Source organism: Acidimicrobiales bacterium (assembly GCA_016794585.1).
Taxonomy (GTDB): Bacteria; Actinomycetota; Acidimicrobiia; order Acidimicrobiales; family DATDAH01; genus JAEUJM01.
On the sequence record JAEUJM010000019.1, the window covers coordinates 98,045 to 113,773 of the forward strand.

The 15,729-nt window shown below is 72.3% G+C and carries 14 protein-coding genes; 6 read left to right on the forward strand and 8 right to left on the reverse strand.

Annotation, left to right across the window (positions count from 1 at the left end):
- Positions 1 to 122 precede the first annotated feature (122 nt).
- Positions 123 to 1,163, reverse strand: coding sequence for a cell division protein ZapE (gene zapE / locus JNK12_11450; GenBank protein MBL8776545.1), 1,041 nt, complete (start codon positions 1,161 to 1,163; stop codon positions 123 to 125).
- Between the two features lie 89 nt (positions 1,164 to 1,252).
- On the opposite strand from zapE, the gene JNK12_11455 reads away from it, so the two are divergent.
- Both JNK12_11455 and JNK12_11460 read left to right on the forward strand, forming a co-directional pair.
- Positions 1,253 to 2,557: a DUF1800 family protein gene (locus JNK12_11455; GenBank protein ID MBL8776546.1), complete on the forward strand. Its 1,305-nt coding sequence runs from the start codon at positions 1,253 to 1,255 to the stop codon at positions 2,555 to 2,557.
- Positions 2,554 to 3,798 carry a DUF1501 domain-containing protein gene (locus JNK12_11460; protein MBL8776547.1) on the forward strand — a complete coding sequence of 415 codons (1,245 nt, stop codon included), beginning with the start codon at positions 2,554 to 2,556 and terminating at the stop codon, positions 3,796 to 3,798. Before JNK12_11455 ends, JNK12_11460 begins: the two co-directional genes overlap by 4 nt.
- 79 nt (positions 3,799 to 3,877) lie before the next feature.
- Here JNK12_11460 and JNK12_11465 read toward each other — a convergent pair whose 3' ends face one another.
- The 4 genes from JNK12_11465 to tatB form a co-directional block, all read right to left on the reverse strand.
- Positions 3,878 to 4,582 (reverse strand): ferritin-like domain-containing protein, encoded by a 705-nt coding sequence (locus JNK12_11465; protein MBL8776548.1) that lies wholly within the window; start codon positions 4,580 to 4,582, stop codon positions 3,878 to 3,880.
- The gene (locus JNK12_11470) at positions 4,579 to 5,436 is read right to left on the reverse strand and encodes a ferritin-like domain-containing protein (protein ID MBL8776549.1); all 858 of its coding nucleotides are present in this window, start codon (positions 5,434 to 5,436) and stop codon (positions 4,579 to 4,581) included. The genes JNK12_11465 and JNK12_11470 overlap by 4 nt, the downstream gene beginning before the upstream one ends.
- 68 nt (positions 5,437 to 5,504) lie before the next feature.
- Complete coding sequence (gene tatC, locus JNK12_11475; GenBank protein ID MBL8776550.1) at positions 5,505 to 6,284, reverse strand: twin-arginine translocase subunit TatC; 780 nt, start codon at positions 6,282 to 6,284, stop codon at positions 5,505 to 5,507.
- On the reverse strand, positions 6,281 to 6,586 hold the full coding sequence (gene tatB, locus JNK12_11480) for a twin-arginine translocase subunit TatB (protein MBL8776551.1): 306 nt from the start codon (positions 6,584 to 6,586) through the stop codon (positions 6,281 to 6,283). The genes tatC and tatB overlap by 4 nt, the downstream gene beginning before the upstream one ends.
- 165 nt (positions 6,587 to 6,751) lie before the next feature.
- Between tatB and JNK12_11485 the strand changes: the two genes are divergently transcribed.
- A complete protein-coding gene (locus tag JNK12_11485) occupies positions 6,752 to 6,976 on the forward strand; it encodes a twin-arginine translocase TatA/TatE family subunit (GenBank protein ID MBL8776552.1) in 225 nt (74 codons plus the stop codon).
- A gap of 300 nt (positions 6,977 to 7,276) precedes the next feature.
- Here the strand turns inward: JNK12_11485 and guaA are convergent, their stop codons facing one another.
- Positions 7,277 to 8,836, reverse strand: coding sequence for a glutamine-hydrolyzing GMP synthase (guaA, locus tag JNK12_11490; GenBank protein MBL8776553.1), 1,560 nt, complete (start codon positions 8,834 to 8,836; stop codon positions 7,277 to 7,279).
- Entirely contained in the window at positions 8,833 to 9,996 is a 1,164-nt protein-coding gene (locus JNK12_11495) for a GuaB3 family IMP dehydrogenase-related protein (GenBank protein ID MBL8776554.1), read from the reverse strand. Before JNK12_11495 ends, guaA begins: the two co-directional genes overlap by 4 nt.
- Before the next feature lie 183 nt (positions 9,997 to 10,179).
- On the opposite strand from JNK12_11495, the gene JNK12_11500 reads away from it, so the two are divergent.
- Together JNK12_11500 and JNK12_11505 are read left to right on the forward strand one after the other, a co-directional pair.
- Positions 10,180 to 11,811, forward strand: coding sequence for a glycosyltransferase family 39 protein (locus tag JNK12_11500; GenBank protein MBL8776555.1), 1,632 nt, complete (start codon positions 10,180 to 10,182; stop codon positions 11,809 to 11,811).
- A 59-nt stretch (positions 11,812 to 11,870) separates the two neighbouring features.
- Complete coding sequence (locus JNK12_11505) at positions 11,871 to 13,505, forward strand: SGNH/GDSL hydrolase family protein (protein MBL8776556.1); 1,635 nt, start codon at positions 11,871 to 11,873, stop codon at positions 13,503 to 13,505.
- 9 nt (positions 13,506 to 13,514) lie between these two features.
- Here JNK12_11505 and JNK12_11510 read toward each other — a convergent pair whose 3' ends face one another.
- Entirely contained in the window at positions 13,515 to 13,910 is a 396-nt protein-coding gene (locus JNK12_11510) for a hypothetical protein (GenBank protein MBL8776557.1), read from the reverse strand.
- A 123-nt stretch (positions 13,911 to 14,033) separates the two neighbouring features.
- On the opposite strand from JNK12_11510, the gene JNK12_11515 reads away from it, so the two are divergent.
- Complete coding sequence (locus JNK12_11515) at positions 14,034 to 15,716, forward strand: SGNH/GDSL hydrolase family protein (protein ID MBL8776558.1); 1,683 nt, start codon at positions 14,034 to 14,036, stop codon at positions 15,714 to 15,716.
- The last annotated feature ends 13 nt before the right edge of the window (positions 15,717 to 15,729 follow it).

The window sequence follows — 15,729 nt, forward strand, 5'->3', positions numbered from 1 at the left end:
GCTCCTCGTCCCTCGGAGCGGCTCCGCCACCCGGTTCGATCACCCCGCTGCCCGCCTCCGGCGGTCAACCTCCCCCGCCCCAGACTGGCTCCTCGCCCCTCGGAGCGGCTCCGCCGGCGGGATCAGGTGGTGGCTTCGGCCAGGAGCGCCGACAGGCGGGACTCCGCCCGCCCGTACTTCTTGCGGTAGCCCCCCGAGCGATAGGGCTCGGGGAAGAGCTCGTGCACCCCGCACCCGGTGGCGGCCACGGTGACGCCGGCGTCGTAGAGCTCGTCGACGAGGTGGACGAACAGGAGCGCGTCGCCCTGGTTGGCGATGGGGTGCAGGCCTCGGAGCACCACGGTGTCGAGCCCGTCGATGAGGGCGGCGAACTGCACCGGGTGCACCACCCGGAGGTGGGCGAGTAGGGGGTCGAAGTCGTCGTCGGACACCGGCCCCGCCGCCGCGGCAGCCACGCCGGCCACCTCGTCGTCGTCGAGGGACTCGACGGGCACGATCGACGACGCCCGGTAGTCGGGCCCGTCGATGCGCAGCACGTCGAAGTGCGCGGCGATGGCCGCGATCTCGCGCTTGAAGTCGTCGGCGGCGAAGCGACCCTCGCCCAGCTGGTCGGGCACGGAGTTCGAGGTGGTGGCCACCCGGGTGCCCGTGGGCCGCTCCTCGCCCGGCAGGACGCGACGCAGGAAGGTGACCGCCATCAGCGTGTTGGCCACGTCATCGAGCTCGAACTCGTCGATGCACAGCAACCGGTAGCGGGAGAAGGCCCGCACGGCCTCGTCCATCCCCACGAAGCCGATCACCGCAGTCAGCTCGGCGAAGGTCAGGTAGGCCGCCGGCCCCGGCACGGCGTGGAAGAGGGCAGCGATCAGGTGGGTCTTCCCGACCCCGTACCCGCCGTCGAGGTAGAGCGCCGCGGGCGAGGCCGGTGCAGAGGTCCTCGCTCGGCGGAAGAACCGGCCACCCCCGTCGCCGGCCGCCGGCTCGGCCGGCACGGCGCCGAACGCCTCGAGGGCACCCAGCGCCGCCGCCTGCGAGGGATGGGCCGGGTTGGGCACGTAGTTGTCGAAGCGGACGCCGGCGAAGCGGGCCGGGGGCACGAAACCGGCCGCCAGCTCGTCGGCCGTGAGCGAGGGGCGGCGGTCCACCAATCGAGCGCAGGTCATGGGCGGGCGCATGGTAACGAGTCGCCGGGTCCGGCCCGACGTTCGCCGCCGAGAGCCCACGGCTACGATCGGCCCCGAGGTCGCGAACGATGGCTGACGGGGACAACGAGCGCGAGGCGATCGCGCGCCTCTACCGGCGGGCGGCGTTCGGACTCGCCCCGGGCGAGCTCGACGAGCTCGCCGCCCTCGGGGTCGACACCGTCATCGACCGCCTGGTCGAACCGGACACCCATGGCCTGCCCAACGGCCCCGCCGACCCCTGGGTGGGGGTCGACATGCCCTTGGCCGACGGCGGCGGCGGAGCGCTCAACGCGTCGAGCCGGTGGATGGACCACCTGCTGGTGGCCGAGCGGCCCTTCGAGGAGTGGATGGCCTGGTACTGGCACGGCCACCTGGTCTCGAGCATCGCGGTCGTCGTGCACGTGCCCACCATGGTCAACCAGATCCAGCTGTTCCGGCGGGCCGGGCTGGGCCCGTTCCCGGAACTCCTCCGGGCGATCACCATCGACGCCGCCATGCTGCGCTACCTCGACGGGGGCGACAGCACGGGGACGGCACCGAACGAGAACTACTCCCGGGAGCTGCTCGAGCTCTTCGCCCTCGGCGTCGGCGAGTACACCGAGGAGGACGTCCGAGCCGGGGCGCGAGCGCTCACTGGCTGGCGCATCGACGCCGACATCGCGAACCCGGACCCACTCCGGTCGGCGGGCCGCGGCGTCTTCGTGGCCGCGGACCACGACGACACCGCGCAGCGCTACCTAGGTCGTGACAGGGTGCACGACGTCGACAGCGTCATCGCCGCGGTGGTCGAGCACGAGGCCTGCGCCCGCTTCGTCGCCGCGCGATTCGGCCGCGCCGTGCTGGGGCCGGAGGCCGACCCCGCGCTCCTGGCCGAGCTGGGCAGACGCTTCCGCGCCGCGGACCTCGACCTGAGGGTGCTCGCCCGGGCCACCCTCGAGGCCGTGGCCGAGGGACGCACCGCCGGCCTCGTGCTCGGCCCTCTGCCCTGGCTCCTCGCCGCGCAACGCGCCACCGGGGCCACCATCGATCGCATCGACCGCTACTGGACCCTCTACGACGCCGGGCACCTGCCGCTGTGGCCCCCCAATGTGTCGGGATGGACGGGAGGCACCACGTGGCTCACCTCCTCCACGACGGCCCATCGGTACAACCTGGCCGGCGTCGTGGCCGGGGCCACCGGCGAGGACAACCCGGCCCGCCGCGCCGCGGCGAGCGGGGACCTGGGTGCCCTCGCCGACGCCCTCGGTCGCCCCGAGGGATTCGGCCCGGCCACCCGCGAGGCGCTCGCTGGCCTCGCGTCGTCGAGCCGGAACGACGACGGGATCGGCGTGCTGGCCGTAGCGCTGGCCTCCCCGGACCTGGTCCAGGCGTGACGTCCCCCCTGACCCGTCGCCGCTTCCTGGCCCTGGCGGGTGGGACCGCGGGAGCGCTGGCGGCCGGCACCGCGCTCTGGTCCCAGCTCATCGACGATCAGGTGCAGGACGCCGCGACGTCCACGCCGAGCAGCTCGAGCCGGCGGGTGTTGCTCGTCATCGAGCTCGCCGGCGGCAACGACGGCCTCAACACCCTCGTGCCCGCGAGCGGCCGCTACCGGAGTGCCCGGCCCACGGTCGCGGTCCCCGAGGCCGACCTGCTGGCCCTCCCCGGTGAGGACCGGTACTCCCTGCACCCGGCCCTCGCCCCACTGCTCCCCCTCTGGGAGGCCGGTCGTCTCGCCGCGCTCCAAGGGATCGGGCTCGACGACCAGAGCCGTTCCCACTTCGTCGCCACCGATGTGTGGCGCGCCGGCGGACGCACCCCGTTCACCGACTCGTGGCTGGGGCGCTGGCTCGACGCCACGGGGGGCGAACGGCCGACGCCGCTGCGTGCCGTGGCCCTCGGCGCGAGTAGTCAGGTCCTGCTGGCCGAGCGCAGCCTCTCCACGGTGGTGACCTCCCCCCGGTCCTTCCAACTCCTCGCGCCGCCGGGCCCGGGGGTCGATGCCGACGCCGTGGCCGCAGCGTTCGCCGCGTCTGCGGCCCCCGTCAGCGCCGATCCGCTCGTCGCCGCGGCGCAGGTCGCCATCCCGGCCACCATCGAGGGCGTTGACGTTCTCGCCCGAGCGGGCGGGGGCGTCGGCGGCGGGTCCACCAAGGCCGTCGACCCCACCCCGGCCACGACGCTGCTCGAGGTCGCGGCGCAGATCATCGGCCTCGACGTGGGCACCGAGGTGGTGGTGGTCGGCGTCGACGGGTTCGACACCCACGCCAACCAGCCCGAGCGCCACGCCCAGCTCCTCGCCGACGTCACCACGGGCCTGACCCGCTTCCTCGCCGCCATGGAGGCCCAAGGCCGGGCCGACGACGTGCTCGTGATCACCACGAGCGAGTTCGGCCGACGGGTCGCGGAGAACGGGAGCCTCGGCACCGATCACGGCAACGGCAACGTCCAGTTCGTCGTGGGCCCGCTGGCACGCGGTGGCATCGTCGGCGAGTTGGGCCTCGGCGCACTCGTCGACGGCGACCTCCCCTCCACCCTCGACGCCCGCTCGCTCCAGGCGCTCGCACTCGATTGGCTCGGCGGCCCGAGCGACGAGCTCCTCGACACCACCCCCGACCGCTACGGCCTTCTCTGAGCGAGGACACCCGAGCGCGCCACACGGCCCGACCAGGCACCTGAGCACCTGGTCGGGCCGCGCGAGCGGCCGTCGTGGATCAGCCGGAGAGGACCGACTGGTCGGTGTTCTGGAACGTGTCCGGGACGGGGTACTCGCCCAGGACGTAGTTGAGGATGGCGATGTGCTGGCGGTCGATCACCTGGATGGAACCCGCCAGCGCCTTGGCATCGCTGCCTTCCAGCATGGACTGGGCGTCCAGGTACGTGTCCGCCGCGATGCCCTCGAGCATCAGCGCCAGTTCCGCGACACCGATGACGTCGGTGACCTCGGCGAACGCATCGTTCACCGTGGTCTCGAGGTCGGCCGGGGGATCGCTGACCTCGGCCTCGCCGTTGTCGGCGAGCACACCGTTCCACGCGTCGAGCGCGGCCTGGTGCTGGTTCTTGGCCTTGGTCGCGAACTCCGCCACGGCGGGCGGCACTTCGCCGAGGTCACCGGCGGTGGCGGCGTCGAGCGCCGCCCCATAGGTGTTGACGGCGAGGACCTCGAGCCCGGCCGCACCGGCGGCGATGGCGAGGTCGCCCCCGCCGCCGCCCGCGGTCGTCGTGGTGTTGCCACCAGCAGCCGTGGTCGCGGTGGTCCCGGCTGCGCCGGAGCCGCTGTCGTCATCGCTGCCGCAGGCGACCGCGAGGACCGCGACGCCGGCGGTCATGCCGCTGACCGCCAGGAACTTGCGCCGGCTGAGCCCACTCGACGTGGGAGCCGCCGACACGGGATTGGATCCTTGGGTATCGATGGTCATCGGACGGCACCCTCCTCGGGCGGGCTGGCCATGTCTGGCTCTTCGAACGGCTGTGGGAAGGCCACGCTGCCGGCCGCTGCCGGGTAGGCGGCGATGTCGGGCGGCAGGGCGATCAGGTCGGCCGCGTCGGCCTCCAGGAGCGCCTTGACGGCACGCAGGACGGCGAGGTGCTGCGACTCCACGCCCATGACGCTGCCGAACAGGGTGCGGGTCTCCGCATCCTGGACGAGCGACAGGTTGGCGAGGTACGTGTCCGTGGCCACCTCCTCGAGGGTGGCCGCCAGATCGACGACCTTCAGCGGGGAGTTCAGGCCGGGGGTCGCGTCCTCGACGATGGGGGCGTACTTGGGGTTCGCCTCCGTCTGACGCTGGCCGCCCAGGTCCTCGGCCTGGGCGTTGAACGAGGCACCGTGCTCGGCGTGCTGCTCCATGGTGGTCATGGCGAAGGCCTTGACCACCTCGTTGCCGTTCTTGATGAACGGCAGGGTCAGCGCGGCCTCGTAGGTCGCCACGGCGAGGTTCTCCAGCGAAGCCGCCGTCTGGAGCGTCATCACGTCGACGTCCTCCTGGGCCCCGGCCGGGCGGGCCACGATGTTCAACACCGCAGCACCGAAGGCCGAGCCGAGCAGGCCGCGGGCGGCCAGGGCGCTCACGCCGAAGCCGCCGTTGCGCAGCAGGCGGCGTCGCTCGCTGTTGACCTGCCTCGTCTTGTCCAGATCCGGCTTCCGCCCACGTCGGGACGCGCCGAGCTCCTGCACCGCTGGGGCGTTCGCCCTGGCCTCTCGCAGTGCATCGCTCTGCAGGTCCTGGGACTCCGAGATCAGCTCTCGAAGCCCTCGGTCATCGACACTCATGGTGTGTCTCCTCGTTGTGGGTGTTGGTACTGGGTGGTATCCGGAGCCGTCGGGGTCGGCGGATGACCTCATGCCTCAGCGGCCGCCAGCCGGCGACGGCGCAGGGCGCGACCGATCAGGATCGAGATCTCGTAGAAGAGGACCATCGGGATGGACAGCACGAACTGGCTGTAGGGGTCGCCGCTCGGGGTCAGCACCGCCACCGCCACGAAGATGACGACGATGGCCCAGCGCCGCGCACCGGCCAGCTTCTCGGGCGAGACGATGCCCACCATCTGGAGGAACACCAGGAAGACGGGAAACTCGAAGCCCACGCCGAACGCCAGCATCATGTAGGTGATGAGGCTGAGGTACTTCGCGGGCGAGTAGATCTCCTGCAACTCGCTGCCGCCGATGCTGATCAGGAAGTCGAGGGCCTTCGGCAGCGTCACGAACGCCAGCGCGGCACCCATGGCGAACAGCGTCAACGCCGAGCCCACGAACGGTACGGCGTAGCGCTTCTCGTGGTCGTGCAGTCCCGGCGTGACGAAGCGCCAGACCTGCCACAAGATCACGGGCATGGCCAGGAACACGCCGCCGTACCCGGCGATCTGCAAGCGGGTGCGGAAGCCCTCGAGCGGATCGGTGACGAACAGGGCACAGTCCCCGCCCTGGACCTCGCAGTAGGGCTGGACGAGGAAGTCGAGGATCTGGTTGTAGAAGAGCCAGCCGACCGCCCCTCCGAGCACCACGGCCAGCACGGCCTTGAACAGCCGGTTGCGCAGCTCGGTCAGGTGCTCGAACAGCGTCATGTGGGGTGCCTCGTCGACCGGCGCCTCTGACGGAGGTCCCGTCGCGGTGGCGGTCACGGCGCCACCTGCTCGGCCGGTGGCTCACCCGCCGAGTCGACACCAGGACCGTCAGCGGTCGGCATCGAGGATCGCGGCGTCGACGGGCGGCCGGCGTTGTCCTCCTTGCCCACCCGTCCTGCCTTGGCGTCCTCGACGACGAGCGCCGATTGGATCTCCTGGCGGAAACCGCCGGCGACCCGCTGGAACTCTCCGACGAAGTGGCCCACCTGACGGGCGGCCTGGGGCAGCTTGTCCGGCCCGAGGACGAGCAGCGCCACGAGCAGGATCACCAAGAGCTCGGCCCCACCGATGTTGAACACGGGACTACCCGTGTGCGGCCACGAGGGCCGCGCACGGGATCGGGATCAGCGAGGACATGCCCCTGGTACGGAGGCGAGCCCGGATCTGGACGGGTCCGGGCGAATTCTCATCCAGACCAGGGGGTGGCTCCGTAGACCAGGCAACCCCGTGAAAGGACCGTCCCCATGAACCTCGGTGCCCCCGAGCTCCTCATCGTCCTCGCCGTCGTCATGCTCCTCTTCGGCGCCCGCAAGGTCCCCGACCTCGCCCGCTCCCTCGGCCAGGCCCAGCGCGAGTTCAAGGCCGGCAGCAACGACGCCGCCGCCCCCAAGCCCGTTCCCGCGTCCCCCGACCCCGTCGTCGTGCCCGCCGACCCCACCATCACCCCCGAGGCCCCCGCCGACCGCTAGGCCCCGCCACGAGACGGCTGGGCCTCACCCGCCACAAGACGTGGGTCACCACCGGTGAGGCTCGGCCCCCAAGCAAGGAACGGCGGAGCCGCAGCACGTCCCCGCCGCCGGACACGATCGCCCCGAGGTGCGCAACGACCGCCCCACGACCGCCGAAGGCGGCAGGGGAGGTCGGCGGGTGGCGGCGGAACGGCTTCCGGCCACGCGCAGGGACGAGCATGGCCGGAAACGGACTCCGCCGACAGGACCCGCCGACCGGTCAGTGACGGAAGACGAAGAGGAAAGCGAGGAGAGGAGAAGCTATTCCCACTCGATCGTGCCCGGCGGCTTCGAGGTGATGTCGTAGGCGACGCGGTTCACGCCGCGCACTTCATTGATCACCCTCGAGGAGATGCGCTCGAGCACGTCGTAGGGCAGCCTCGCCCAGTCGGCGGTCATCGCGTCCTCGCTGGTGACCGCCCGCACGATGATGGGATAGGCGTAGGTGCGCTCGTCGCCCATGACCCCGACGCTGCGGATGTCGGGCAGCACCGCGAAGGCCTGCCAGATGTCGCGTTCGAGGCCGGCGGCCTTGATCTCCTCGCGGACGACGGCGTCGGCGTGCTGGAGGATGGCCACCCGTTCGGGGGTGACTTCACCGATGATGCGCACGCCCAGGCCGGGACCGGGGAAGGGCTGGCGCCACACGATCTCGTCGGGCAGGCCCAGCTCGCGGCCGACCTCGCGGACCTCGTCCTTGAAGAGGCTGCGGAGGGGCTCGACGAGCTCGAAGTCCATGTCCTCGGGCAGGCCGCCGACGTTGTGGTGGCTCTTGATCTTGGCGGCGTCGGGCGTGCCCGACTCGATGACGTCGGGGTACAGCGTGCCCTGCACGAGGAAGCGGGCGTCGGACAGCCCGCCGGCGGCCTCCTCGAAGACCCGGATGAACAGCTCACCGATGGTCTTGCGCTTCTCCTCGGGGTCGATGACCCCGGCGAGGCGCTCGAAGAAGCGGTCGGCGGCACGCACGTGGACGAGCTCGATGCCCTGGTGCCGGCGGAAGGTCTCGACGACCTGGTCGCCCTCGTCGCGGCGCATCAGGCCGGTGTCGACGAACACGCAGGTGAGCTGGCTGCCGACGGCCTTGTGCACGAGGGCGGCGGCGACGGCGGAGTCCACGCCGCCGGAGAGCCCGCAGATGACCTTCTCGTCGCCCACCTGGGCGCGGATGGCCTCGACGGACTGGTCGATGATCGACCGCATCGTCCACGAGGGCGAGCAGCCGGCGCCCTCGTAGAGGAAGCGCTCGAGGATGGCCTGACCCTGGGGGGTGTGGACCACCTCGGGGTGGAACTGGGTGGCGAAGATACGCCGGTCGGGGTCCTCGAAGGCCGCGGCGGGCACGTCCGCGGTGCGGGCGGTGATGGTGAAGCCCTCGGGCGCGGCCACGATGGAGTCGAAGTGGCTCATCCAGACGTCCTGGGTGGCCGGCGGGAAGTCGTGGATGAGCACCCCGGGGTTGGTGACCTCGAGCTGGGTGCGCCCGTACTCGCCCTTCCCGGTGCCCTCGACGGCGCCGCCGAGCTGCAGGGCGACGAGCTGGGCGCCGTAGCAGATGCCGAGCAGGGGGACGCCGAGCTCGTAGATCTCGGGATCGAGCCGGGGGGCGCCTTCGACGTTCACGGAGGCCGGGCCGCCGGACAAGATGATGGCGGCGGGCGCCCGGGTCGCGACCTCGGCGGCGCTCACCGAGTGGGGGACGATCTCGCTGAAGACGTGGGCCTCACGGACCCGGCGCGCGATGAGCTGTGCGTACTGGGCGCCGAAGTCGACGACCAGGACGGTGGGCGTGACCTCGTCGGTCGCCGCTGCCTGGCTCAGTGACCCATCCCCACGCCCTGGGCCTTCTGGAGGTTCTTGCCCTCGGTCTGGAGCGCGGGCGCCACCATGACCTCGGCCTTCTGGAACTCCTTGACCGACTCGTAGCCGCACGTGGCCATCGAAGTGCGCAGGCCCCCGAAGAGGTTCATGCGGCCGTCGTTCTCGTGGGCGGGGCCGACGAGGATCTCCTCGAGGGTGCCCCGGGTGACGGTCTGGACCCGGGCGCCGCGGGGCAGCGTCGGGTGGAAGGTGGCCATGCCCCAGTGGTAACCCCGGCCCGGCGCCTCGCTGGCGGCGGCGAGGGGCGAGCCGATCATCACGGCGTCGGCGCCACAGACGATGGCCTTGGCGATGTCGCCGCCCGTGCCCATGCCGCCGTCGGCGATGACGTGGACGTAGACGCCGGTCTCGTCGAGGTGACGCATGCGGGCGGCCCGGGCGTCGGCGATGGCGGTGGCCTGCGGGACCCCGAGGCCGAGCACCGCACGGGTGGTGCAGGCGTGGCCGGGGCCGACACCCACGAGCACGCCGGCGGCGCCGGTGCGCATGAGGTGCAGGGCGGCCTGGTAGCTGGCGCAGCCGCCCACGATCACGGGGATGTCGAGCTCACGCACGAAGCGCTTCAGGTTGAGGGGCTCGGCGGTCTTGGAGACGTGCTCGGCCGACACGACCGTGCCCTGGATGACGAGGAGGTCGAGCTCGGCGTCGAGGATCTCCTTGGCGAAGGCCTCGGTGCGCTGTGGGGTGACCGAGGCGCACGACACGACCCCGGCCTCTTTGATCTGGCGGATGCGCTCACCGATGAGCTCGGGGATGATGGGCGCCGAGTAGATGTCCTGCATGCGCAGGGTGGCCTTCTCGGGCGGGAGCTCGGCGATCTCGGCGAACAGCGTGTCGGGGTCCTCGTAGCGGGTCCAGAGGCCCTCGAGGTTGAGCACGCCCACGCCGCCCAGCCGGCCGATCTCGATGGCGGTGGCCGGGCTGACCACGCCGTCCATGGCCGAGGCCATGAGGGGGAGCTCGAAGTTGAAGGCGTCGATCTCCCACGAGATGTCGACGTCTTCGGGGTCGCGCGTGCGACGGCTGGGGACGATGGCGATGTCGTCGAACCCGTAGGCCCGCCGCCCCGACTTGCCGATCCCGATCTCGATCTCAGCCACGCCGGTTCACCCCTTGTCTGTCGGTGTCATCGTCTTTGTGAAGGTGGTCAGTCTAGTCGGGCGTCGCGGCCGGCGAGACCGGCGCACGCGGGATTCTCGACCGGGTCCTCGGGCGCGGGCCGCCGGCGTTCGCACCCCTGGTCGCGGACCGACGGGTCGGGCCGCCGCGGTAACGTCGCCGCCATGTCCGCGGCCCTCGGCGAGCGGCTCGCGGCGGCGGTGGCGGTGACCCTCGGCCTGCTCTTCCTCACGGAGTGGGCCCTGCTCCGCCGTTCCCGGCGGGCCCGACGATCACAGCGCACGCACCGCGTCCGGCCTGCGGTCGCGGTCGCGGCTGCGGCGGCTTCGGCGGCTTCGGCGGCTTCGGCGGGGGCCCGCTCCTCGACCCACCGTGCGCACGCAACCGGCGTCCGTGCCGCCGGCGCCGTGCGCCGCCGACGACCGGGCGGGGGCCGACGAGCGGTCTTCGTCGCCGCGATCGTCGTGGGGTTCGCCGTGCGCCTGGTCTGGGTGGTGTGGGCGACCCGCACGCCGACCGGGCTGCGAGACCCTGCCGAGTACCTCCGCATCGCGGTCGGGTTCTCCGAGGGCGACATGCCCACGTTCGGCGGAGGTGGAGGCCCCAGCGCCTTCTGGCCACCCGGCTATCCCGCTGTCCTCTCGCCCTTCGTGTGGCTGGCCCGCCAGACCGGCTGGGCCAGCACGGCCTTCGTGGCCTCGCTCGTCAACGTGGCGGCGGGCACGGCCACCGTCGCGCTCGCCGGCGTCCTCGCCGACCGCTGGCTCGGCCGAGCGGCACGCAACACCGCCGCGTGGCTGGTCGCGCTGTGCCCCGCGCTCGTCTACTGGACGTCCACGGCCCACACCGAGACGGCCTTCACCCCTCTGTTCCTCGGCGCGCTCTCGATGGCCTCGATCGCCGCGGCCCGGCCATCGACCCGCCGATGGGTGGCGGTCGGCGCACTCGTGGCCGCGGCCTTCCTCGTCCGCAGCCCCGGCGTCATCGCGCTCGCCGCGCCCGCATTGGCCGTCCGCGGCACGCGGGGCTCGTGGCGCGGTGCGCTGCGGCCGACGCTGATCGTGGTGGGGGTCGCGGCGGCCTGCCTCGTCCCCTGGACCATCCGCAACGGCGTGCAGGTCGGCTTCTGGTCCCCGGCCTCGACCAACAACGCGGGGGCAGTGTGCTTCGGCCACCACGACGAGGCGCCGGCCCTGTGGGAGCCCGAGAAGCTCAGCCAGGAGATCCAGGACGACTGCTACGGCACCTCGCCCTACGCCGAGCGCCGCTTCGCCACGCTCTACGGCCTCTCGGGGTCGGCCGCGGAGGCGATGCCCGTCGACACCGACGAGGTCGCGTGGTACCGGGATGCCACCGGCCGCGGCGTCCGCTGGGCCGTCACCCACCCCGTGGAGGAGGCCGAGCTCAGCGCCCGCAAGGTCTGGGAGACGTGGAGCAGCGAGGGCCGGGTGGTGGACGGCGCCCGCAACTTCGAGGATCCGGGCTGGGCGGGCCACTGGCACGGGCCCCTCGAGGCGGTCGCCGACTGGTGGGGGTGGCTCGTGGGCGCGGGGGCCGTGGCCGGACTGGCCCTCGTCCCGGCCTGCCGTCGGGCCTCGGTCGTCTGGGTGCCCATCGCCCTCTACACCCTCGCCATCGCCGGCGGCGTCGTCGATCCCCACTACCGCTACCCGGTCGTCCCCTTGGTCGCAGTGCTGGCCGCCGGCGCGCTGGTCCACCTCTGGCCCGGCGCCGACCCCCTCCCGGGGGTTGCGGTGGGCGAACATGGACGGTCCAGCGAGAGGACGGCCCCCTGACCACCGACGCGCACCCGAGTACCTGGGACACTTGGGGACCGGTCGCGTCCACCGACCCGGTGACGAGCGGATCGCACCGCTGGTTCGCCCGCCTCGCCCCGGTGGGCGGGCTGGTGGTCGCAGCGGTCCTGGTCGTCCGTGGCCACCTCTGGCTGGCCCTCGCGATGGCGGCCCTGGTGTTCGCTCTCCTCCAGGCGCGCCTCGTCTCGCCCCGCTTCCGGGGCTGGTTCGAGGCCACGGCGACGCGCGCCGCGCACCTGGTGGCCCACGTGGTCGGCACGGGATTGTCCTGGTTCCTGCTGTCCGTGGTGTTCGTGGCGATCGTCGTCCCCGTCTGGGTGCTCACCGTCCCGTTCCACCGCCGCCGGTTCGGCCGACCGCGTGGCGTGAAGGGCGACGGCTGGATCACCCGCGGGTCCGCGGTGTCGTCCCCGCCGTCGCACCGGACGTTCGGACCGGAGCGGGGCTTCGGAGGCTCGGCCGGCACGCCGACGGAGGCGCGTGCCCCCGCGACCGACGAGCCCGCCCGTGACAACCCCCCTTCCGCCCCTGTCCGTCCGCCACGCTGGTCCGGGAGACGCCACCGCGTGCTCGTGGGCTTCGGCGTCGTGCTCGCCCTGCTCGTGGCCGACCTGGCCCTCGGCGCGGTGCTCTCGGCCACCGGTGTGCGTGAGGGACCCCGGGGCGACACCCGCCGCCAGGTCGAGCAGGCCGTCTCGGCCACCATGGCAGCCCCTCCCCTCGCCGACGAGCCGTGGGTCGAGGAGTACCGCCAGGCGCTGATCGACTACCAGCTCGGCGGCGGCACCTACACGCCCTTCCTCGTGCGAGGACCGCGAGCTTTCACCAGCGAGTCGTTGAACACGACCGAGGACGAGCGCTTGTCCTACACACCTGCCGCCGGCGAGGGCGAGCCCCTGCGGGTGGCGTTCTTCGGCGGGTCGGTCATGTTCGGGGTCGGCCAGCGCGACGAGCACACCATCCCCTCGGAGGTCGCCCGCCTCGCCGAGGAGGAGGGCATCGCGCTCGAGGTCGACAACTACGGGCTGCCCGGCTGGGTGAGCTGGCAGGAGGTGCAGTACCTCGAGCGCCTCCTCGCCCGTGGCGACCAGTACGACCTGATCGTCTTCTACGACGGCTTCAACGAGCTGTTGGTGCAGGGCACCGGCTACTCCCCCGACCCGACCCACCTCGGCGCCGACGTGATGGACCGGTTCGCTTCGGACTACCACGCCGAGCACGAGGAGGACCCGGGCCTCTGGGACGGTGCCTCCGAGCTCGCCACGGCCTACCGGCGCAACAGCGGGATCGCCCTCCTGCTGGGCGAGGCCGTCCCCGACCCGACCGCCTCGCAGGGCGGGCTGCGACGCGCCACCGCCACCCCCGAGGAGCAGGCGGATGCCGCGATCGACATCTACGGACGGGCCATCGCCTTGGCGAACGCCCTCGGCGACGCACACGACACCCCCGTCCGCTTCTTCTGGCAACCGGCGAAGGCGGGATGGCCCGACGAGCTCATCGACCGCCTCCCGGACGGCGTCATCGACGTCTCCCATGCGCTCGACGGCCGGGAGGACGAGGTCTACATCGACGAGGTGCACACCGACGAGGTGGGAGCCCGGATCATGGCCGAGGCGCTGTGGGCCGAGATCGGGCCCGAGCTCGAGGCGCTCTCAGATGACGCCGAGCGCTGAGCGGCTCCGTCAGGTGCCGTGGAGCTGCTTGAGGATCTGCTTGGCCACCGCCACGTTCATCTCATAGATCGCATCGCGGCCGGTGTCGCGCACCTCCTTGACCACGCCCCCGCCGGTGGCGTCCTCGATCGCCCCCACCCCGGTGACGAGGGCGTTCCGGGTGGCGTCGGTCGCCTTGTACCCCATGCCGGTGAGGCGCTGGAACACGTCGTTCTGGGCGATGGGGGCGGGCGCGGCCTGGGCGATGATGCGCAGCGCGTCCTTGGTGACCTCAGCGCCTTGGGTGATGGCCTCGGCCGGCGTCAGCGGGCCCTGGGGCTCGGCCTCCACGGTCTCCAGCCATTCCCGCACCTGTGTCACGACGTGCGCGTGGTCGTCGCCCTCGAAGGTCACGGTCACCGACATGGGCAAAACGGTACCCGGCCACCGGCGATCACGGCGGGCGCTCCCCCGAATCCGACAATGGGCCGCCTGAAGATCGAGATGACGGCGAAGTAGCCCCTGAGCCGATCGGCTCCGATGACTACGATGGCCGTCATCGGTACTGGGGTCGCGGCCGAAATGGCGACGTCGAGTGCGTTCGGGGCGGAGGACAAAGCCGACGGACGGGCGGGTGACCGGCCGCGCGCCGCGCTCGGCCCTGGGACCTTGGCGGTCATCGCCACGACCCTCGCGCTGGCCGTGGCCCTGTCCGCTCGTCGGCCCGTCCTCGGCGGGGCGATCATCGTGGTCGCGGCGGGTTGGGCACAGCTCGTGGTTCTCCGCCCCCGCCTCGCCCGACGAACCGTCACCTTCGTCCTGGCCGCACCACGAGCAGTGGCGCTGGCCGCAGCGCGGGTCGCGTTGACCATGGTCTTCGTGGTCCTGGTGGTCCCCGGCTGGATCCTCGGCCTGCTCTTTCGGAGCCCGCCCCTCGGAACCACCCGGCGCCAACGCGACAGCCGGTGGCGCACCCGGGCACCCAACGACCCGAGGGCGGCCCGCCGTGCCCACACAGCAAGAGCGACCGGCGACCCTCCCCCGGCCACCCGGGCTCGGCCGACCTCGCCGGGTCGCCGGCGCCAGGCTCGGCGACGGAGTCTGCCGCGACCCCGACCGGCCCTCGTCGCCTCCTTCGTCCTGGGACTCCTTGCCGTCGACGTCCTCGCCGGCGCCCTGCTCTCGGGGACCGGGCTCCTCCCTCCCGCCGACCGTGGGGATCTCGTGACCCAGAAGCGGGAGGCGGCGGCCGAGACGATGGCCATGCCCAACGTCGTCGACGAGCCCTGGGCCGCGAGCTTCGGTGAGTCCCTCGCCGACTTCCAGCTCGTAACACCCACGTACGTCCCCTTCATCGTCGCCGCACCTCACCCTTTCCGGAGCCCTCACCTCAACGTGGAGGACGGGGCGCGGCGGTCCTACCGGCCCTCACCATCACCTGGCGCGACCCCGCTCCGGGTGGCGTTCTTCGGTGGGTCCACGACCTTCGGCATCGGACAGCGCGACGAGCACACCGTCCCCTCGGAGGTGGCTCGCCTCGCCGAGGAGGACGGCGTCACCCTCGAGGTGCACAACTACGGCTTCCCGGCATGGGTCTCCTGGCAGGAGCAGGCCTACTTCGAACGTCTCCTCGCCGCAGGGCGTGAGTTCGATCTGGCGGTGTTCTACGACGGGTACAACGAGTTCCTGGCGCAGCGCACCGAGTACTCCACCGATCCCACGCACTTCGGCGCCAGCAGCCTCCAGTCCCTCGCCACCCGCTTCCACGAGGAACACGAGACCGCCCCCGGCTTCCTCGGAGGACCGCGGGAGCTCCTCGACGCCTACCGCCGCAGCAGTGGGCTCTGGCGGACGGCGGACCACCTCTTCGGCACGGCACCGGCACCGTCGTGGCAAGCCCACCTGAGCGATGAGAGCGAAGAAGAGCAACGGGCCGCCGCCCTGTCGGTCTACCGCCGGTCCCTGGACCTGATCCGACCACTCGCCCGGACGCACCGCGTACCCGTCCGCTTCTTCTGGCAGCCGACCTCCACGGGGTGGAGCCCCGCGGTCCTCACCGGCCTGCCGAACGACGTCGTCGACATCTCCGACGCACTGGACGGACGTCAGGACGAGGTCTACATCAGCGACGTCCACACCAACGAGATCGGCGCCCGGATGGTGGCGGAGGCCATGTGGGCCGAGTTGGCCCCGATGCTGACGGAGATGGCAGACGTGGCTCCGCCCCGCTGAAGCAGGCGCGCGC

Excerpts from the sequence above, each read along its gene's own strand:
- JNK12_11485 (MBL8776552.1), top strand. The coding sequence starts at position 6,752 with ATGAACCTCGGTGCCCCCGAGCTCCTCATCGTCCTCGCCGTCGTCATG.
- JNK12_11465 (MBL8776548.1), bottom strand. The coding sequence starts at position 4,582 with ATGACCATCGATACCCAAGGATCCAATCCCGTGTCGGCGGCTCCCACG.
- JNK12_11515 (MBL8776558.1), top strand. The coding sequence starts at position 14,034 with ATGGCCGTCATCGGTACTGGGGTCGCGGCCGAAATGGCGACGTCGAGT.
- JNK12_11500 (MBL8776555.1), top strand. The coding sequence starts at position 10,180 with ATGTCCGCGGCCCTCGGCGAGCGGCTCGCGGCGGCGGTGGCGGTGACC.
- zapE (MBL8776545.1), bottom strand. The coding sequence starts at position 1,163 with ATGACCTGCGCTCGATTGGTGGACCGCCGCCCCTCGCTCACGGCCGAC.
- JNK12_11510 (MBL8776557.1), bottom strand. The coding sequence starts at position 13,910 with ATGTCGGTGACCGTGACCTTCGAGGGCGACGACCACGCGCACGTCGTG.
- JNK12_11455 (MBL8776546.1), top strand. The coding sequence starts at position 1,253 with ATGGCTGACGGGGACAACGAGCGCGAGGCGATCGCGCGCCTCTACCGG.
- JNK12_11470 (MBL8776549.1), bottom strand. The coding sequence starts at position 5,436 with ATGAGTGTCGATGACCGAGGGCTTCGAGAGCTGATCTCGGAGTCCCAG.